At 40.3% G+C, this 17,719-nt stretch carries 17 protein-coding genes and 1 tRNA gene; 17 read left to right on the top strand and 1 reads right to left on the bottom strand.

What is annotated here, in order from left to right; translation table 11 throughout:
- Nucleotides 1-6: 6 nt before the first annotated feature.
- Nucleotides 7-324 carry a DUF5339 domain-containing protein gene (locus E7T07_RS08195; protein WP_135710667.1) on the bottom strand — a complete coding sequence of 106 codons (318 nt, stop codon included), beginning with the start codon at nucleotides 322-324 and terminating at the stop codon, nucleotides 7-9.
- A 463-nt stretch (nucleotides 325-787) separates the two neighbouring features.
- Between E7T07_RS08195 and E7T07_RS08190 the strand changes: the two genes are divergently transcribed.
- The 17 genes from E7T07_RS08190 (at nucleotide 788) to znuA (ending at nucleotide 17,697) form a co-directional block, all read left to right on the top strand.
- Nucleotides 788-2,350 carry a cytochrome ubiquinol oxidase subunit I gene (locus tag E7T07_RS08190; RefSeq protein ID WP_135710666.1) on the top strand — a complete coding sequence of 521 codons (1,563 nt, stop codon included), beginning with the start codon at nucleotides 788-790 and terminating at the stop codon, nucleotides 2,348-2,350.
- A gap of 12 nt (nucleotides 2,351-2,362) precedes the next feature.
- On the top strand, nucleotides 2,363-3,499 hold the full coding sequence (gene cydB / locus E7T07_RS08185; RefSeq protein WP_135710665.1) for a cytochrome d ubiquinol oxidase subunit II: 1,137 nt from the start codon (nucleotides 2,363-2,365) through the stop codon (nucleotides 3,497-3,499).
- A 257-nt stretch (nucleotides 3,500-3,756) separates the two neighbouring features.
- Nucleotides 3,757-4,161 carry a tol-pal system-associated acyl-CoA thioesterase gene (ybgC, locus tag E7T07_RS08180; protein ID WP_135710664.1) on the top strand — a complete coding sequence of 135 codons (405 nt, stop codon included), beginning with the start codon at nucleotides 3,757-3,759 and terminating at the stop codon, nucleotides 4,159-4,161.
- Between the two features lie 67 nt (nucleotides 4,162-4,228).
- Nucleotides 4,229-4,915, top strand: a complete 687-nt coding sequence (gene tolQ / locus E7T07_RS08175; protein WP_135710663.1) for a protein TolQ — start codon at nucleotides 4,229-4,231, stop codon at nucleotides 4,913-4,915.
- Between the two features lie 72 nt (nucleotides 4,916-4,987).
- A complete protein-coding gene (tolR, locus tag E7T07_RS08170) occupies nucleotides 4,988-5,413 on the top strand; it encodes a colicin uptake protein TolR (protein WP_135710662.1) in 426 nt (141 codons plus the stop codon).
- 37 nt (nucleotides 5,414-5,450) lie between these two features.
- Complete coding sequence (gene tolA, locus E7T07_RS08165) at nucleotides 5,451-6,635, top strand: cell envelope integrity protein TolA (protein WP_135710661.1); 1,185 nt, start codon at nucleotides 5,451-5,453, stop codon at nucleotides 6,633-6,635.
- A gap of 32 nt (nucleotides 6,636-6,667) precedes the next feature.
- Nucleotides 6,668-7,957, top strand: a complete 1,290-nt coding sequence (tolB, locus tag E7T07_RS08160) for a Tol-Pal system beta propeller repeat protein TolB (RefSeq protein ID WP_135710660.1) — start codon at nucleotides 6,668-6,670, stop codon at nucleotides 7,955-7,957.
- A 22-nt stretch (nucleotides 7,958-7,979) separates the two neighbouring features.
- Nucleotides 7,980-8,435: a peptidoglycan-associated lipoprotein Pal gene (gene pal, locus E7T07_RS08155; protein ID WP_273405377.1), complete on the top strand. Its 456-nt coding sequence runs from the start codon at nucleotides 7,980-7,982 to the stop codon at nucleotides 8,433-8,435.
- Between the two features lie 211 nt (nucleotides 8,436-8,646).
- Nucleotides 8,647-8,722: transfer RNA gene (locus E7T07_RS08150), tRNA-Lys, on the top strand.
- A gap of 352 nt (nucleotides 8,723-9,074) precedes the next feature.
- Nucleotides 9,075-9,605 (top strand): prepilin-type cleavage/methylation domain-containing protein, encoded by a 531-nt coding sequence (locus E7T07_RS08145; RefSeq protein WP_135710658.1) that lies wholly within the window; start codon nucleotides 9,075-9,077, stop codon nucleotides 9,603-9,605.
- Nucleotides 9,605-10,339: a type II secretion system protein J gene (locus tag E7T07_RS08140; protein ID WP_135710657.1), complete on the top strand. Its 735-nt coding sequence runs from the start codon at nucleotides 9,605-9,607 to the stop codon at nucleotides 10,337-10,339. Before E7T07_RS08145 ends, E7T07_RS08140 begins: the two co-directional genes overlap by 1 nt.
- Entirely contained in the window at nucleotides 10,336-11,013 is a 678-nt protein-coding gene (locus E7T07_RS08135; protein WP_135710656.1) for a DUF2572 family protein, read from the top strand. Before E7T07_RS08140 ends, E7T07_RS08135 begins: the two co-directional genes overlap by 4 nt.
- A complete protein-coding gene (locus E7T07_RS08130; RefSeq protein ID WP_135710655.1) occupies nucleotides 10,997-11,290 on the top strand; it encodes a DUF5374 domain-containing protein in 294 nt (97 codons plus the stop codon). Before E7T07_RS08135 ends, E7T07_RS08130 begins: the two co-directional genes overlap by 17 nt.
- 80 nt (nucleotides 11,291-11,370) lie before the next feature.
- Complete coding sequence (gene recC, locus E7T07_RS08125) at nucleotides 11,371-14,715, top strand: exodeoxyribonuclease V subunit gamma (protein WP_135710654.1); 3,345 nt, start codon at nucleotides 11,371-11,373, stop codon at nucleotides 14,713-14,715.
- Nucleotides 14,716-14,780: 65 nt separating this feature from the next.
- Nucleotides 14,781-15,890 (top strand): murein transglycosylase A, encoded by a 1,110-nt coding sequence (mltA, locus tag E7T07_RS08120; RefSeq protein ID WP_135710653.1) that lies wholly within the window; start codon nucleotides 14,781-14,783, stop codon nucleotides 15,888-15,890.
- Nucleotides 15,890-16,654 carry a tRNA cyclic N6-threonylcarbamoyladenosine(37) synthase TcdA gene (gene tcdA / locus E7T07_RS08115; protein ID WP_135710652.1) on the top strand — a complete coding sequence of 255 codons (765 nt, stop codon included), beginning with the start codon at nucleotides 15,890-15,892 and terminating at the stop codon, nucleotides 16,652-16,654. The genes mltA and tcdA overlap by 1 nt, the downstream gene beginning before the upstream one ends.
- A gap of 68 nt (nucleotides 16,655-16,722) precedes the next feature.
- A complete protein-coding gene (gene znuA, locus E7T07_RS08110) occupies nucleotides 16,723-17,697 on the top strand; it encodes a zinc ABC transporter substrate-binding protein ZnuA (RefSeq protein WP_135710651.1) in 975 nt (324 codons plus the stop codon).
- Nucleotides 17,698-17,719: the final 22 nt, after the last annotated feature.

Below are 17,719 nucleotides of genomic sequence, written 5' to 3'. Positions count from 1 at the left end.
TTCTCATTAGTTGGTCTCTTCTTGTCCTTTATTTAAATGGGTTAATTTAGCCAGACCGTGATCACAACTTTTAATTTGTGTGGCTAATTCCATTTCAAGAATTTGTTTTTTACTTTGGTTAAGTTTGCTTTGAATTTTATTAATTTGTGTATGTGTGCCGGGTTGATTTTTAGCTTCGGTGATTAATTTATCTGTTTCACTGAATAACTTTTGGCATTGTAACGGTAATTTTTCATCTACTTTTTGCTCTGCAGCTTGAGCATTGGAATGAATAAATAAAAGACCAGAAAAAAGCGCGGTCAAAAAAATAGCGTATTTTTTCATACTGAAAATCCTTAGAAAATTTTGTCGCTAAATCCATATAACATATATAAAAATACGTTTATAGTGGGCATTAGCCATAAATTCTTACAATAAAATTGAACAGAAAATAACAGAATCAAAAGGGTTTGTCTATAGCTTTACTCAAAATGCGTGGAGTTATGTTGTAAATTGTGAGAAAAAACGTATAATTTGCGCTAGATCAATTTTTAAAATTTTTATTTATTTCATAAATTTGATTTTATTTTTAAAAATGTGATCTGGGTAACATTTTCACTATTTTTTATCCTTACAAATAGTAGTAGAATGAGTACCATTTTAGAGTTATCTCTATAGATATCGTGCTTAGTGCGGTTGTTGTGGAGTTAATTCTATATTCACACAAAAAATGTAGATCGTTGCTTTGTGTGGCTGGGGTGGTTACATTAGTAATCATGAGCTTGTAGCATTTACAAGGAGTTACGAGATGTTAGACGTTATAGAACTCTCTCGTTTGCAGTTTGCGTTAACTGCGTTGTATCACTTTTTGTTTGTGCCTTTAACATTGGGTCTTTCTTTCCTTCTTGTGATCATGGAAACGACTTATGTGGTAACGGGCAAACAAGTTTACAAAGATATGACAAAATTCTGGGGCAAATTATTCGGTATTAACTTTGCTCTTGGTGTCACAACCGGTATCACAATGGAATTCCAATTTGGTACTAACTGGTCATATTATTCTCATTATGTGGGCGATATTTTCGGTGCGCCATTGGCGATTGAAGCATTGCTTGCATTCTTCCTTGAATCAACATTCGTTGGTTTATTCTTCTTCGGTTGGGATCGTTTATCAAAAGGTAAACATTTGCTAACAACTTATTGTGTGGCATTTGGTTCTAACTTATCGGCAATGTGGATTTTGGTGGCAAATGGCTGGATGCAAAACCCGGTAGCATCAGAATTTAACTTTGAAACCATGCGAATGGAAATGACAAGTTTTATGGATTTATGGATGAACCCTGCGGCTCAAAGTAAATTCCTACACACATTATCTGCCGGCTATGTTTCTGGTGCCATGTTTGTTCTTGCAATCAGCTCATACTATATTTTGAAAGGTCGTGACCTTGGTTTTGCAAAACGTTCATTCTCAATTGCTGCAACCTTTGGCTTTATTGCTTCTATTGGTGTAATGATTATGGGGGATGAGTCCGGCTATGATGTGGCGAAAACACAACCGGTTAAATTAGCCGCAATGGAAGCGGAATGGCATACTCAACCTGCACCGGCTGCATGGAATGCACTTGCTATTCCTAACCAAGCAGAACGTAAAAATGATTTTGCGATTTCAGTGCCAATGTTAGGTGGTATTATTGCAACGCGTTCTTTAGATAAACAATTCCCGGGTTTAGTTGATCTTGAAGCACGCAATGAAGAACGTGTACGTAATGGTATGGTTGCCTATGGTTTATTAGAAGAGCTACGTGCACAGAAAAAAGCAGGCCAAATTGACGAAGCTACAAAAGCGCAATTCTTAAATGTACGTGAAGATTTAGGCTATGGTCTATTATTAAAACGTTATACAGATAAAGTGGTTGATGCGACTGATGCTCAAGTGAAAGCAGCGGCGGCAGACAGTATTCCTAATGTCGCTCCTGTATTCTGGTCATTCCGCGTTATGGCTGCAGTAGGTGGTTTGCTCATTATGCTGTTATTGGGGGCATTTGTGCAAAACTTACGTGGCAAAACAGAACAAAGTGGTTTGTTACTTAAAGCATTATTATGGGGCTTACCATTGCCTTGGATTGCAATTGAATGTGGTTGGTTCTTAGCTGAATATGGCCGTCAACCATGGGCAATTACCGATGTATTACCTGTGGGTGTGGCTAACTCATCATTGGGTGTGGGTGATCTTTGGTTCTCAATTGCGTTGATCTGTGGTCTTTACACAATCTTCCTTGTTGTAGAAATGTATTTAATGTTCAAATTTGGTCGTTTAGGGCCAAGTTCATTAAAAACAGGTCGTTACTACTTCGAGCAATCAACTAAATAGTAGGAGTTTATTATGATTGATTATGAATTTTTACGCTTTATTTGGTGGGTGCTTGTTTGTGTACTTCTTATCGGTTTTGTGATTACAGACGGTTTCGATATGGGGATGGCGAATTTGCTTCCTTTCATGGCGAAAAAAGAAGTTGAAAAACGCATTTTAATTAACTCTGTGGCACCACACTGGGATGGTAACCAAGTTTGGTTATTAACAGCCGGTGGTGCAATGTTTGCTGCTTGGCCACTTGTTTATGCTGCTTCATTTTCAGGCTTCTATATTGCAATGATTTTAGTGCTTGCGGCATTATTTTTCCGTCCGTTAGCCTTTGATTATCGTTCAAAATTAGATGATGCAAAATGGCGTAGTGCATGGGACTGGGGACTATTTATCAGTGGTTTCGTACCAAGCTTAGTCTTTGGTGTGGCATTTGGTAATTTATTACAAGGTGTGCCATTTGAATTCAACGATTTAATGCAAGTAAAATACACGGGTTCATTCTTTGAATTGCTTAATCCATTTGCATTACTTTGTGGTTTAATCAGCTTTGCTATGTTAACGACTCATGGTGCAGCTTGGTTACAAATGAAAACCACTGCAGAGCTACGTAATCGTGCACGCGCGGTAACCCAAGTAGGGGCATTTGCAACCTTGATTTTATTTGTATTAGCCGGGGTTTGGTTGTTGTTTAAAGAAGGTTATGTTGTGACAAGTGAAATTGATCACTTTGCACCATCATCACCATTAGGCAAAACTGTAGAAACAGCGGTTGGTGCATGGTTCAATAACTATAATGAAATGCCTGTGTTATATGTTTTACCGGCATTAGTTGTAGTGGGTGCATTAGCCAATATTGGTGCATCAAAAGCAAATCGTTCAGGTTCTTCATTCTTCTTCTCATCATTAACAATGATTGGTGTGATTTTAACCTGTGCAGTTGCGATGTTCCCATTTGTGATGCCATCAATCACACACCCTGAAATGAGTTTACTCATGTGGGATTCCACATCAAGTGAATTAACCTTAACCTTAATGTTAGGTTTAGCGTTAGTGTTTGTGGTGATTTCATTGGCATATACTATCTGGTCGTACGTGAAAATGTTTGGTCGTTTGGACGCTGAGTTCATCGAAGAAAACAAAAACTCATTATACTAATGTAAGGAGATATTTATGTTCTATGCAATTTGGGTAGTGGGCGTGTTGGCTGCGATCTGGGCAAGCGTTACAATCACCAAAAAAATTGAAAATAAAGGTGGTTTTGATTCTAAATAATCAAAATACTTAATTTATACAAAGAGCTCGTTAAGGGCTCTTTTTTTATTCTGATCATGCAAAGATCTATTGCTAATAAATTAGACTAGTTCTACAATATGCGCGTTTTTAGCCGCAAAAAGGATGAGGTAGCTAACTCTATGACAAGTAAGGAATTTGTTTTTCCTGTGCGAGTGTATTACGAAGATACTGATGCGGGCGGCGTTGTGTATCACGCACGTTATTTACATTTTTATGAGCGGGCGAGAACAGAATTTTTACGTTCCTTAAATTTTTCACAGCAGGCTTTATTAAATGAACGTCAATTGGCTTTTGTGGTCAAATCCATGTCCATTGACTATAACGTGCCGGCAAAGCTTGATGATTTACTGACTGTGATGACTCAAGTCACTGAAATTAAAGGGGCAACAATTTTATTTACTCAGCTTTTACAACGAGCTGAAACCGTGCTGAGTACAGCAACAGTTAAAGTGGCTTGTGTTGATCTTAGCAAAATGAAACCCGTAGCACTTCCTAAAGAAGTTAAAGCTGCATTTTTAAACTAAGTTTTGTGAGAAAGGGTTTATAAAGAATAAACTTCTTTAAACAAACGCTTATTACTTGGAGTTATCAATGACTGCTGAATTGAACTTTTTAGATTTATTTCTAAAGGCGAGTATCGTTGTTCAAATCGTTATTCTTATTCTTATTTCGTTCTCTATTATTTCTTGGGCGATTATTATTCAGCGTAGCCGTATTTTGACGAGCGCGTTAAGAGATTCAAATGCATTTGAAGATCGTTTTTGGTCCGGTGAAGATTTGAATAAATTATATGATGGTTTATCAAACCGCAGAGATGCTAATTTAACCGGTAGTGAGCAAATTTTCTTCGCGGGCTTTAAAGAGTTTTCACGTTTAAAACAAGTAAATCCAGACGCACCTGATGCCATTATTAAAGGAAGCACACGTGCGATGAATCTTGCAATGAATCGTGAATTAGAAGATTTAGAAAATCGAATTCCTTTCCTTGCAACGGTTGCTTCTGTAAGCCCTTATGTGGGGTTGTTTGGAACCGTGTGGGGGATTATGCACGCATTTATGGCATTGAGTGGTGCAAAACAAGCCACCTTGCAAATGGTTGCACCGGGTATCGCAGAAGCCTTAATTGCAACCGCAATTGGTTTGTTTGCAGCGATCCCTGCGGTTATGGCTTATAACCGTTTAAGCTTGCGTGTAAATAAATTAGAGCAAAATTACGGTAACTTTATTGATGAGTTTACTACAATCTTGCAACGCCAAGTATTTGCAAAAAATAATTAATTTTCTCACCGCACTTTTGTGCTTATGACTAGAAAGTGCGGTTTATTTTGAACGTGTTTTACGAGGTTTACTATGGCGTATCGCCGTAATAAAGAGAGAAGTATTAAATCGGAGATTAATATTGTCCCATTTTTGGACGTATTATTAGTACTTGTATTGATCTTTATGGCAACAGCTCCGATTATTAGCCAAAGTGTTCAGGTGGATTTACCTGACGCGGTAGAAAGTCAAAATGTATCAAATGAAGATAAAGTGCCGGTTATTCTAGAAGTCGCGGGTATCGGGCAATATGCCATTTCAATTGAAGGTGAACGTTCTGAAGGATTAACGGAAGAAATGGTCACTCAAATTATGAAGGCAGAATTTGAAAAAGATCCTAATACCTTATTTCTTGTAGGTGGTGCAAGTACTGTACCTTATGAAGAAGTTATTAAGGCATTGAATTTGCTGCATTTAGCCGGAATTAAATCAGTTGGGTTAATGACCGATCCGATTTAAGCATTTTTATATTAATCCTCGTATTTAAGGATAAATTGTGACAACACAACGAAAAAAGAAAGAGACTAATGAATTTTTGATCTCGATTGTTTTGCATATTATTTTGTTTGGGTTGTTAATCATTGGCTCGTTTTTCACAAAAACCATTGAAACAATGGGTGGTGGTGAAGGAGATGGCGATGTGATCGGTGCAGTTATGGTTGATACAGGATCTGCTGCGCAAGAATGGGGACGCTTGAAGCAACAAAATAAAGGCTCTAAAGATAAAGCGAAACCAGTCACTGAGCCTGTGGTAGAAGATAAACCTGTTCCACCGGAACCAACACCACAGGAAAATTTAGAGCAACAACGCCAAGAGATTGAAAAACAAAAACAACTTGAGCAGCAAAAACAATTAGAACAACAGAAACAGGCGGCAGCAGAAAAAGCACGTCAAGAAGCGTTGGAAAAGGCTAAAGAAGAAGCCGAAGCTAAAGCCAAAGAAGCCGCAGAAGCGGCAAAACTGAAGAAAGAAGCGGAAGCAAAACGTTTAGCGGCAGCGGCAAAACAAGCGGAAGAAGAGGCTAAAGCGAAGGCGAAAGCGGCGCAAGAAGCGAAAGAAAAAGCAGAGAAGGAAGCCAAAGAAAAAGCTGAAAAAGAAGCCAAAGCGAAGGCAGAGAAAGAAGCTAAGGCCAAAGCAGAAAAAGAAGCGAAGGAAAAAGCCGAGAAAGAAGCCAAAGCGAAAGCAGAAAAAGAAGCCAAAGCGAAGGCCGAAAAAGAAGCGAAGGCGAAAGCTGCTGCAGAAGCAAAAGCCAAGGCAGATGCACAAGCAAAAGCGGATTCTAAAGCAAATCAAGCAGCTTTAGACGATCTGTTTGGAGCTGTGGGTGGTGGCAGAGCTTCAAAAGGTGGAAATGCCAATAAAGCAGGTTCTCAAGGTAGCGGTGCTGCATTGGGGGCTGGCGATGGTGGTAAAACAGGCGATCAATATGGCGCATTAATTAAAAAAGAAGTGAAACGCCGTTTATTGGTTGATCCGAGTTTGAAAGGCAAGGTATGTGATGTTCGCATTAATTTGGGACGTGATGGAACCATTATGGGATACCAACGTGTTTCAGGGCCTGATGATATCTGTTCAGCAGCATTAAGTGCCATTGCAAGAACGAAAAAAGTACCGGCTCCGCCGTCAGATGATATTTATAATAAATATAAATCATCGATTATTAGCTTTGATTTAAAATAGTTTTTAGTTAACTCACATAAAAGGTAGTCATAATGAAATTAATCGCTCGTGTAATGAGTGTATTTGCAGTATTATTTTTTGCAATGAATACTGCTCATGCAGATGACGAAGTTCGTATCGTTATCGATGAAGGTGTGGACGGCGCGCGTCCAATCGCAGTCGTTCCGTTCAAGGCAAATGGTTCCGTACCGGCTGATATTGCTGAAATTATTTCAGCGGATTTGCGTAATAGTGGAAAATTTAACCCATTACCTGTCAGTCAAATGCCACAACAACCGGGTTCAGCTTCTGAAGTGACGCCTGATGCGTGGTCTGCATTAGGTATTGATGCAATCGTTGTTGGTCAGGTTACACCGGCAGGTGCAGGTTATAATATCGCGTATCAATTAGTCGATACTATTGGTGCTTCAGGCAATGCCGGAGCAGTATTAGCTCAAAATTCAATTACGGTTCAGCCAAAATGGATTCGCTGGGGGGCTCACCAAGTCAGTGATGAAGTATTTGAAAAGATGACGGCAATTAAAGGGGCATTTAGAACGCGTATTGCTTATATCGTCCAAAAAAATGGTGGTTCGCAACCTTATGAAGTGCGTGTGGCAGATTATGATGGATTTAATCAATTTGTTGTAACACGTAGTTCACAACCATTAATGTCGCCGGCATGGTCGCCGGATGGTCAGCGTTTAGCATACGTTTCTTTTGAAAATAAAAAATCTCAATTAGTTGTTCATAACTTAGGTTCAGGTCAACGTAAAGTAGTTGCATCATTCCCGGGTCATAATGGCGCACCTGCTTTTTCCCCTGATGGTTCTCAGTTAGCCTTTGCCAATAGCCAAGATGGACAATTAAATATTTATGTAATGAATTCGAATGGTGGACAGCCGACACAGTTAACACGTGGTGCAGGTAATAATACTGAACCAAGTTGGACGCCTGATGGTCGTATTCTGTTCACATCCGATAGAAACGGCTCACCGCAAGTTTATTCAATGAGCGCGTCAGGTGGCGGTGCTACATTGGTAGGCAGTGGGCGTAGTTATAGCGGCCAGATGAGTTCTGACGGTAAATCAATGGTGATGATTTCAGGTGATAATGTTGTGAAATATGATTCCGCAACAGGTTCATCACAGGTGTTAAGCTCAACTTTCTTAGATGAAAGTCCAAGCATTTCACCAAATGGAATTATGATTATTTATAGCTCTACCCAAGGACTAGGAAAGGTGCTACAATTAGTGTCCGCAGACGGACGCTTTAAAGCTCGGTTGCCAGGAAGTGATGGGCAAGTAAAATTCCCTGCTTGGTCACCTTACTTAACTAAATAAAGAAACTCTAAGGAGATTTTTGATGAAATTAGCAAAATTATTATTAGTTGCTCCAGTATTAGCATTAGCTGCATGTAGCTCATCTGACAATGATGCGAACGCAACAAACGGTGCTAACGCTCAACAATTCGGTGGTTACTCTGTTGAAGATTTACAACAACGCTACAACACTGTTTACTTCGGTTTTGACAAATACAACATCGAAGGTGAGTACGCTCAATTATTAGATGCTCACGCTGCATACTTAACAGCAACTCCAGCTGCTAAAGTATTAGTAGAAGGTAACACTGACGAACGTGGTACTCCAGAGTACAACATCGCATTAGGTCAACGTCGTGCAGATGCAGTAAAATCATACTTAGCAACTAAAGGTGCTAACAACGTTTCTACTGTTTCTTACGGTGAAGAAAAACCAGCAGTGTTAGGCCACGATGAAGCTGCATACAGCAAAAACCGCCGCGCTGTGTTAGCATACTAATTTTGAATTGATTTCAAATTAGCGAACAGGCTCTGAAAAGAGCCTGTTTTATTTTTGTTCTGAAGTATAAGCAAAATTCATAAAATATGGTATGTGATTGTTGACTATTCATCCAATCAGACAAGTTTTTTGAAAATAGTTGTTGATTATTAAATTTAAATCCGTATTATATGCACCCGTTGCAACGCATTATTTGTTGTAATGATTAAGTGGGTCGTTAGCTCAGTCGGTAGAGCAGCGGACTTTTAATCCGTTGGTCGAAGGTTCGAATCCTTCACGACCCACCAATTCAATTTCTTAGTCTAATCAAAAAAATTTTTTTATCCGTAGGATTGTGTCTTTTTACGATATTCTGTCGATTTTACACAAAGCTAAAAGGACGGTTGATGAGCTTGTCGAACCATAAGGCATTTTAGCGATTTTTCACACAAGACTTACGTTTTGACAAGTTTAACAAGCATTTTATTGAAAGATAACCAAATCGTTATTTCTACTTCTATTCATTATTTCCGAAAAGTATCACCTTAAAAATCTAAATTTGTGATCTCGATTCCAAATTCTTGCACATCTGCTTTTCGATTTCTTATCTTCACTTTAAAGTGCGGTTGGAAATAGGAGAGATTTTATACCTGAGGTTTTATGTCTAAAGGGATTACCTTACTGGAGTTGCTAGTTGGGATTTTTATCCTAAGTTTGGTTGCATCGCTAACAATTCCAACTTGGCAGCAAAATAATACACAACAAATTTTAGTGAAAGAACAGCACAAACTTTATTTATTTTTACGTCAAGTTCAAGCTCGAGTGGAAAACTCCTCTGATATTTGGCTCATTATGGCGAGTAAGCAAACCATTCCTAAACGTTGGTGTATCACTGCACAACGAAAATCTGAGGCATTGTGTGATTGCCTTTTTCCGGAATCTTGTGCAGATAAGGTCACCGCGCATTTTTATTACCCTTATTTCCCTGAGCAAACAATGATTGTGGCAAAACAATATTTTCCCCTAGAAGTGACAAAATTTAATGGTATTCGAAATACTTCGCCTTCAGGCTGTTTTGTATTACAAGCCGGTGACAGTCGCACCTTATTTTCTTTTTCTAATCTTGGCACATTAAAGTTAAAAGATTATCAATCTTTGAGTGCTTGTACATCAGGCACAGGAGATGAGTAATGCGATATTTTTACCTAAAGCCATATTCCGGACAAGGGCTGCTAAGTCTTATGGTGAGTCTCAGCCTTTCCGCTTTTCTCTTGCTTGTGATTATTAGTTTTTACAGCCAAACACAACAACAAAATAAAAATATGATGTTGCAACTTCAATTACAGGCTGAATTACAACGTATGGTACAGACGATTGGGCGTGATGTTCGCCGAGCAGGTTTTAGAGCATTAATCGCAGGATTGCAACAAAATAACCTGATGTTATTTGAACAAGACGATTTAGGAACGAGTGTCACCATTCAACAAGCGGATAATGAAGATCTCAATAGCTGCCTGTTATTCTTTTATGACTTGAATGGAAATGGTTGTATCGGATCAGCCTATAAAGGGAAAAGCTGTGTGAATAACGGTAAAAATTCTACTTCCGAAATTGGCACAGAATTATTTGGTTATCGCTTAAATAAAGGCATGATTGAAAGTCGGCAAACCTATAAAAACACCGTAAGTCAAACTTGCCAACAAGAAGAATGTCGCAGTTATTTACAACAATCCGCTTGTAATGTCGGCGGCTGGACGGATTTATTGGATGATACCGAATATGTAATAACGCAATTAGCATTTAACTGGTTAGCTGAAAAACAAGGCATTGAAGTAAAACTGGCAGGATATTTGAAAAACCATCCTGATATAGCTTATGAAACGAGTATAGTCACCCCATTGCTGAATCAGGGGGAATTTCGATGAAACTGTATCGCGGTATGATGACGTTAACCTTGCTTATTTTACTCAGTGCTATGCTGTTTATCGTGCTACTTTTTGATGATGATATCTTACGATTACATTCGGCATTAACATCACAACGCCAGCATTATGTTCAACACAGTTTGGCATTACAAGCACAAAGCCAAGCAGCAAAATCTTCAGTTTGTTCAACAGTGCCCTTAGAAATGACGGGAACGGTCTATTTGGCCTCATTTCAACAGGAGGATTTTGTTGATGATAATCAACACCATATCTGGTGTGAACGCAAGGCTTTGTTTAAAAAATCCCCAACTAAGGCAACATTTGCCGGTGAGTTTGATACTTATCTCGATAAGGATAAGATTGATTTATTCAAATCACAATTGCAACCACCACCCGATCCCCACCCAACGGATAAAAATCCCCATTTTTACTGGTTTTCGGATGCTCAAACAGAATGGCAACTGACAGGAAATATTTATGCAGTCATTGTGGCAGAAGGGGATTTGCACATTTCAGGCAAAGGGAAAATTAGCGGCACGGTGATTACAAAAGGGCAATTAACCGTTGATCCGAGTGTAACGATTAGTTATCGCAAAGCTACGGTTCAATGGGCGGTTCAACAACAAAGTCAATGGCATCGCGCGGAGAAAAGTTGGTATGATTTTACGCCTTAAACCACCAAAAGGAATGAGTTTACTCACCTTGCTGATCAGCTTAAGCATCTTTAGTGGCATTTTTCTAGCAGTGAATCAATGGACGGCTTATCAACGCAAAAGTGCGGTGGAAATTTACCAACGTTATCAAGCCATTCAAATTGCGGAAAATCAAAAGCAGCGACAATTTTTAGGCTTGGAATGTGAGAGTACAGTCTCACAAAATGGTATTCGTTTTCAGGTTCAATGTGGCGTACCGCTCATTGTGCGCTATCCGGCCGGCGAAATTCGCTTGTGATTGTTGGATAAATTACTTGCAGAACAGCAAAATCTCTCGGAAAATAACCGCACTTTGATTTCAAAATTTGAGATAGTGCCGTGTTTTATATTTATCATTCCAATGACTTAGATGTTCAGAAAGATATTTTGCTGACTTTAATGGAACAAATTCCTTCCGATCCTTTTGTGCCTGAAACCATTATGGTGCAAAGTCCGGGAATGGCGCAGTGGCTGCAGTTGCAAATCGCAGAAAAGAAAGGCATTGCGGCGAATCTCAAATTCCCTTTACCCGCGAGTTTTATTTGGCAGCAATATGTAGATAATCTGCCCAATGTTGCCGAACAAAGTCAATTTGCCAAAGACGCCATGGCGTGGCGTTTAATGACGCTCATTCCACAAGCCAATGTGGCGCAACTCAATGCCTATTTACAATCTTCCAGCGCGTCAGAGCAACAAAAACGTTATCAGCTGGCCCTGAAAATTGCAGATCTGTTTGACCAATATTTGGTTTATCGTCCCGATTGGATCGCGGCTTGGGAGCGCGGTGATAACGCTTATATTGAACAGCAAATTAAAAATCAAAAACTCACGGAGCACGAAAAACTTTTCCAACAAATTCAGCAAGACATTCAATGGCAAGGCGAACTTTGGCGTGCGTTAGTGGCGGAGGTGCAAGCGCAACATAAAGAAAGTGCGGTGCAACATCGCGCTAAATTACACAATGCTTATTTGAATTTATTGCAACAACAAGCACCACGGAATTTGCCTGCACGTTTATTTGTTTTTGGTATTTCCGCGTTGCCGAAGACCTATTTGGAAACCTTGGTCGCCATGTCCACCCATTGCGATATTCATTTATTTTTCAACAATCCTAGCCGCGAATATTGGGGCGATATTGTGGATCAGCAATTCGCGCAAAAGTTAGCATTAAAACAGCGTCAAGCGTGGAAATCCGCAGAAAAAAATACCGCACTTTTATCAAATATCTCTGCGCCAACGGAAGAAACCCAAGATGGCGAACTGTTGCAGGTGGGCAACCCTTTATTGGCAACTTGGGGCAAATTAGGGCGTGATTTCTTTTATTTGCTCAGTCAAGTGGATGGAACCGATATTCAATTTTTCACGGAGTTAACGGGAACGTCCCTTTTATCTCAAGTGCAAAACCGTATTTTAAATTTGAAACCAAATAAAACGGCGTTATTAACCCTTGCCCCAAATGACCGCACTTTAACATTCCATGCTTGCCATAGTCCGATGCGAGAAGTGGAAGTGTTACACGATTATTTGTTACAGCTTTTCCAACAAGAACCCACATTAACACCGAAAGATATTGTAGTGATGGTGGCAGATATTGATCAATATACGCCTTATATTCAAGCAGTCTTTGGGCAATATCAGCGTTATTCTCAAGGTCGGTTAGAATCACGTTTTATTCCGTTTTCCATTTCAGACGGTAAGTTATCGGAAAATGATGTGCTGTTGGCGGCATTTCTTTCCTTGCTTAAATTGAAAGAAAGTCAATTTAGCGCAGAAGAAGTGTTGGCTTTGTTGGATATTCCTGCTGTGCGTGAGAAATTTCATATTGAACTCCGCGAGTTAGAAACCCTTCGCCATTGGGTGATTGATGCGGGCATTCGTTTTGGCTTAAAGGAAACTACCGGCAGCGCACGAAACTTGAATGCGTGGCAGGCGGGTTTAGAGCGGATGTTGCTCGGTTTTGCCCTTTCTGAGAAAAATGCCATTTGGCAAGAAACCCTAGGCTTTGATAATGCGTATGGCTTAAAGGCGCAGTTGGTGGGGAATTTAGTGGCTTATTTGGAATGTTTGCAGCAATGGCATCAAACATTATTGCAAGATCATACCATGGCAGAATGGCAAGAAATATTGACCGCACTGGTGGATAATTTCTTTGCGCTGAATAGCGACAACCAAGACACCTTGCTGTACATCAAAGATTGTATTCAGTCCCAAGCGGATTTATTGGCAGACATTCATTTTGAACAAGGGATTAACATTGATGTGATGGCCGAAGTGATGGCGGTGAAGCTGAATGATAACGACAATAGCCTTAAATTCTTAGTGGGCAAAGTGAGTTTTTGTACCCTTTTGCCGATGCGTGCCATTCCGTTTAAAGTGGTTTGTTTGTTAGGGATGAATGATGCCGATTATCCGCGCCAGCAAACCCCAAACAGCTTTGATTTAATGCAATATCATCGTCAAAAAGGGGATCGTTTCCGCCGCGATGATGACCGTTATTTATTCTTAGAAGCGTTGCTTGCGGCACAAGATTATTTGTACATCAGCTACGTGGGGCGTTCAGCCACGGATAATCAACCTTTAGAACCTTCGGTTTTGGTGAGTCAACTGTTGGATTATATTAATGATAATGCGGAAGATGAGCAAAAAATTGCTGTTCAGCAACATGCCATGACGATTTTTAGCCCCGAAAACTTTAGCGAAAATCACCGCACTTTTGCCAAAGAATGGTTGCCCTTGGCGAATCGTCAACAGCAACAACCCACAGATTTTGCGGCTCAACCTTTAACGGCACCAAAGGAAAGCATCGAGTCCATTGATTTTGCGCAGTTAGTGCAATTTGTGAAAAATCCTGTCCGTTATTATTTTGAAAAACAGCTGGGTGTGTATTTGAGAAATAATGATGAACTGATTGCGGATGCGGAAAATTTTGAGTTGAATGGTTTGGATTTGTATCAAATTAACCATGCGTTGTTAACCTGCAGCGAGGAAGAATTAGATGATTTTTTCCACAAATTACGCTTAAAAGGTGTAAGCCCGCGTGGGCATTTTGCCACGGTGTATGAACAAAAAGTGCGGTCAAATATGGCGGAGTTTCGTGAAACCTTACGAGATTATGTGCAGCAATTGCCGCAGACAGAATGGGTTGAGCTTGAAGTGGAAACAAGTCAGGGAAATCTGTTGTTACAAGGGGCGTTGGATCAGCTTTTTGGTGATAAAAAACAGCGTATTGTTTGGCGCGTAGGCAAAATGAAAGACAATTTCAAAATTGAGCATTGGTTGATGTATTTGTGGCAAGTGGCCACCACAGGGCGACAAGAAAGCCCATTGTTGTACTATAAAGATGACAAGGGCGTACAGTGTTTTCAATTTGAAAAATTAGATAAAACGGCGGCACTTAAGCAGCTTACTGTTTACGTTGAGGCTTATTTGCAAGGCTTGCAGCAGATTCAATTGATTCCTACGGTGGATTTGAGCAATGGGTTGAAAATGAGCGAGAAAAGTGCGGTTGATAAGGTGGCATTTTTATCAAAAATTGCTTATGGCAACGGACAATACGGAGAAAAAGCCGATTTTTATTGGCAACGTGTCTTTATGCAAACACAAAACTGGGATTTTGAAAAAATGAGTAAACAAATTCAAGATTGGTTTGCGCTTATGTTAACACCGCCGAAAAAGGATAAATAAATTTTAGTGGCTTATTCTTTGCTATAATGCCCCTTTTTCGCGGTTATTACCTTTAGGATAGTTTAATGAAAAAAAATTTAGCATTTAAAGCAATGGCATTGCTGTCAGCCTGTATTTTGACGGCTTGTTCGTCTTCTAACAATGCACCGAAGAGCGCTCAACGCGCAGCAACCAATACACAGCAAGAAATGATGCAATTTGGCGCAAAATATCAAGGGCGTCATTACAGTTCAACCCCATTTACCACAGTTTCTCGTATTGATAATGAGAGCGGCATTGTGAATCAAGGGGATTTCTTAACGCAGTTGTCCAATGTGCGGAGTTATTCGGGCAAAATTATGGCTAATTTTGCCGAAAATTATAGTCGTATTCAGCAATGGGTCGTATCCGGGGCAGATGTGAATGAGCTGGCGAACTTTGGGATTCGTCCACAAATTATGTCGGGTATGGATGGTTTCCAAAATGTGTTGATGACAGGATATTATTCACCGGTCATCAAAGTCCGTGGCTCAAAACAGGGGGAATTTAACCAGCCGATTTATTCCTTACCTGCAAACAAACGCTTTAGTCGCGCGCAGATTTATGCTGGTGCTTTAGCAGGGAAAGGCTTAGAGCTGGCTTATAGCAATTCCATGATTGATAATTTCTTACTTGGCGTACAAGGCAGTGGTTATGTGGATTACGGCAATGGGCAGTTACAATATTTTGCTTATGCGGGGCAAAACGGTTTCCCTTATTATTCCGTTGGTCGTTTATTAGTGGAAGATGGCGAAATTCCAAAAGAGAAAATGTCTATTCAAGCGATTCGCGATTGGGCAGCGCGTAACCCGTCTCGCTTACAAGGTTTGCTGGAGCGTAACCCATCTTATGTTTTCTTCAAGTACGATCCTTCGGGCAAAGTGAAAGGGGCGGCTGGCGTCCCATTAGTGCCAATGGCATCAGTGGCAGCCGATCGTCATTTGATACCGATGGGGACAGTGTTGTTAGTGGAAGTACCACAAATGGACAATGATGGAAATTGGACAGGCGAACATAAACTACATTTGATGGTGGCGTTAGATGTGGGCGGTGCGGTAAATCATCACCATTTCGACTTATATCGTGGCATTGGTGATCAAGCCGGTCATATTTCAGGTTTGTCTAAACATTACGGACGGGTTTGGGTGCTACGCTAATGACAGAACGTATTGATAATTACGAACAACGATTCGGCGGCATTGGCCGCCTTTATACCGCAGAAGGCTTGGCGCGTTTACGTCAAGCCCATATTTGCGTTATTGGTATTGGCGGCGTAGGTTCTTGGGTGGTAGAAGCGTTGGCTCGTTCGGGAATTGGCAAAATAACCATGATCGATATGGATGATATTTGCGTCACCAATATCAACCGCCAAATTCACGCAATGACAGGAAATATTGGGCAACTCAAAACAGAAGTGATGCGCGACCGAGTGGCACTTATCAATCCCGAATGTGATGTACAAATTATTGATGATTTTCTCACTCAAGAAAATTTGGCGGAATATCTTAGTGGCGGTTATGACTATGTGATTGATGCCATTGATAATGTAAAGACCAAAGCCGCACTGATTGCCTATTGCAAACGCCATAAAATTCCTGTGATTACCATTGGCGGTGCCGGCGGTCAAACGGATCCCACTCAAATTCAAATCGCGGATTTAACGAAAACTATTCAAGATCCTCTCATGTCAAAAGTGCGGTCAACTTTGCGCAAGGATTACCATTTTAGCCAAAATCCTAAGCGTAAATTTGGGGTAGATTGCGTTTTCTCTACGCAACCGTTGATTTTCCCCAAAATGAGCGAAGGTTGTGTGGTATCCGCCACAATGAATTGCGCCAATGGTTTTGGTGCCGCAACCATGGTAACGGCAACCTTTGGTTTTTTTGCCGTATCGCGCGTGATAGAAAAATTGTTGCGATAAACCCTATTGCATTTTTTCTAAATTTTTGTACTCTTGTTGAGAATTATTTTCAAATAGGAGCTTAAACGATGAATTTTACGAAGACTATTTTAGCCACAACTTTATTAAGTACAGCCCTTTATGCCCAAGGGGAAATTGTCACATCAGTGAAACCTTTGGGTTTTATTGCTTCGAGCATCGCCGATGATGTCACCAATGTGAATGTTATTGTGCCCGCCGGTGCATCGCCCCACGACTACAATTTAAAACCGACAGATGTTCAAAAAATCAAGTCTGCGGATTTAGTGTTGTGGATTGGCAAAGATGTGGACGGCTTTCTTGACAAAAGTATTCATCAGATTGATCAGAACAAGGTGATTGAACTTGCTAAGTTAGAGGCGGTAAAGGCTTTACTTGGTCGTTCCGCAGCACATCATCATGATGACCATGACCATGACCATGACCATGACCATGACCATGACCATGACCATGACCATGACCATGACCATGACCACGCCCATAAACACGAAGTCGATGAAAACGGGTTAACGGTAAACTGGCATATTTGGTATTCGCCGGAAATCAGCAACGTGATCGCCCATCAACTGGCAGAAAAATTGAGTGAAAAATTTCCCGCACAAAAAGCCCAAATTGCAGAAAACTTGGCGAAGTTTAACCGCACTTTAACGGCTAAAAATGAGCAAATTAAATCCCAACTGTCCGCTTACAAGGATAAAGGATTTTATGTGTTCCACGATGCTTATGGTTATTTCAACGATGCTTATGGCTTAAAACAAATCGGTGAATTTACCATTAATCCATTAGTCGCCCCAGGGGCAAAAAAATTAGCGCATATCAAAGAAGAAATTGCGGAGCATAAAGTGGCTTGTCTTTTTGCTGAACCGCAATTTACCCCGAAAGTGATCGATACCTTGAGCAAAAACACCGGCGTAAAAGTCGGGCGTTTAGATCCTATGGGAGACGTTATTCAGCTCGGTAAAAATGCCTATGTGAATTTCTTGCAATTTACCGCCGACAGTTATGCAGAATGTTTGAGTAAATAGGGAATTTTCTGCAATTTGACTT

The sequence above is a fragment of the Actinobacillus porcinus genome, from assembly GCF_901764995.1.
In the GTDB taxonomy this organism is placed as follows: Bacteria; Pseudomonadota; Gammaproteobacteria; order Enterobacterales; family Pasteurellaceae; genus Exercitatus; species Exercitatus porcinus.
Note: the sequence above shows the minus strand (reverse complement) of the source record. Positions and strands in the feature narration are given on the sequence as shown.

What these genes read in the sequence shown, in the direction of transcription:
- E7T07_RS08195 (WP_135710667.1), bottom strand. Translation starts at nt 324, where the DNA reads ATGAAAAAATACGCTATTTTTTTGACCGCGCTTTTTTCTGGTCTTTTA.
- E7T07_RS08190 (WP_135710666.1), top strand. Translation starts at nt 788, where the DNA reads ATGTTAGACGTTATAGAACTCTCTCGTTTGCAGTTTGCGTTAACTGCG.
- cydB (WP_135710665.1), top strand. Translation starts at nt 2,363, where the DNA reads ATGATTGATTATGAATTTTTACGCTTTATTTGGTGGGTGCTTGTTTGT.
- ybgC (WP_135710664.1), top strand. Translation starts at nt 3,757, where the DNA reads ATGACAAGTAAGGAATTTGTTTTTCCTGTGCGAGTGTATTACGAAGAT.
- tolQ (WP_135710663.1), top strand. Translation starts at nt 4,229, where the DNA reads ATGACTGCTGAATTGAACTTTTTAGATTTATTTCTAAAGGCGAGTATC.
- tolR (WP_135710662.1), top strand. Translation starts at nt 4,988, where the DNA reads ATGGCGTATCGCCGTAATAAAGAGAGAAGTATTAAATCGGAGATTAAT.
- tolB (WP_135710660.1), top strand. Translation starts at nt 6,668, where the DNA reads ATGAAATTAATCGCTCGTGTAATGAGTGTATTTGCAGTATTATTTTTT.
- pal (WP_273405377.1), top strand. Translation starts at nt 7,980, where the DNA reads ATGAAATTAGCAAAATTATTATTAGTTGCTCCAGTATTAGCATTAGCT.
- E7T07_RS08145 (WP_135710658.1), top strand. Translation starts at nt 9,075, where the DNA reads ATGTCTAAAGGGATTACCTTACTGGAGTTGCTAGTTGGGATTTTTATC.
- E7T07_RS08140 (WP_135710657.1), top strand. Translation starts at nt 9,605, where the DNA reads ATGCGATATTTTTACCTAAAGCCATATTCCGGACAAGGGCTGCTAAGT.
- E7T07_RS08135 (WP_135710656.1), top strand. Translation starts at nt 10,336, where the DNA reads ATGAAACTGTATCGCGGTATGATGACGTTAACCTTGCTTATTTTACTC.
- E7T07_RS08130 (WP_135710655.1), top strand. Translation starts at nt 10,997, where the DNA reads ATGATTTTACGCCTTAAACCACCAAAAGGAATGAGTTTACTCACCTTG.
- mltA (WP_135710653.1), top strand. Translation starts at nt 14,781, where the DNA reads ATGAAAAAAAATTTAGCATTTAAAGCAATGGCATTGCTGTCAGCCTGT.
- tcdA (WP_135710652.1), top strand. Translation starts at nt 15,890, where the DNA reads ATGACAGAACGTATTGATAATTACGAACAACGATTCGGCGGCATTGGC.
- znuA (WP_135710651.1), top strand. Translation starts at nt 16,723, where the DNA reads ATGAATTTTACGAAGACTATTTTAGCCACAACTTTATTAAGTACAGCC.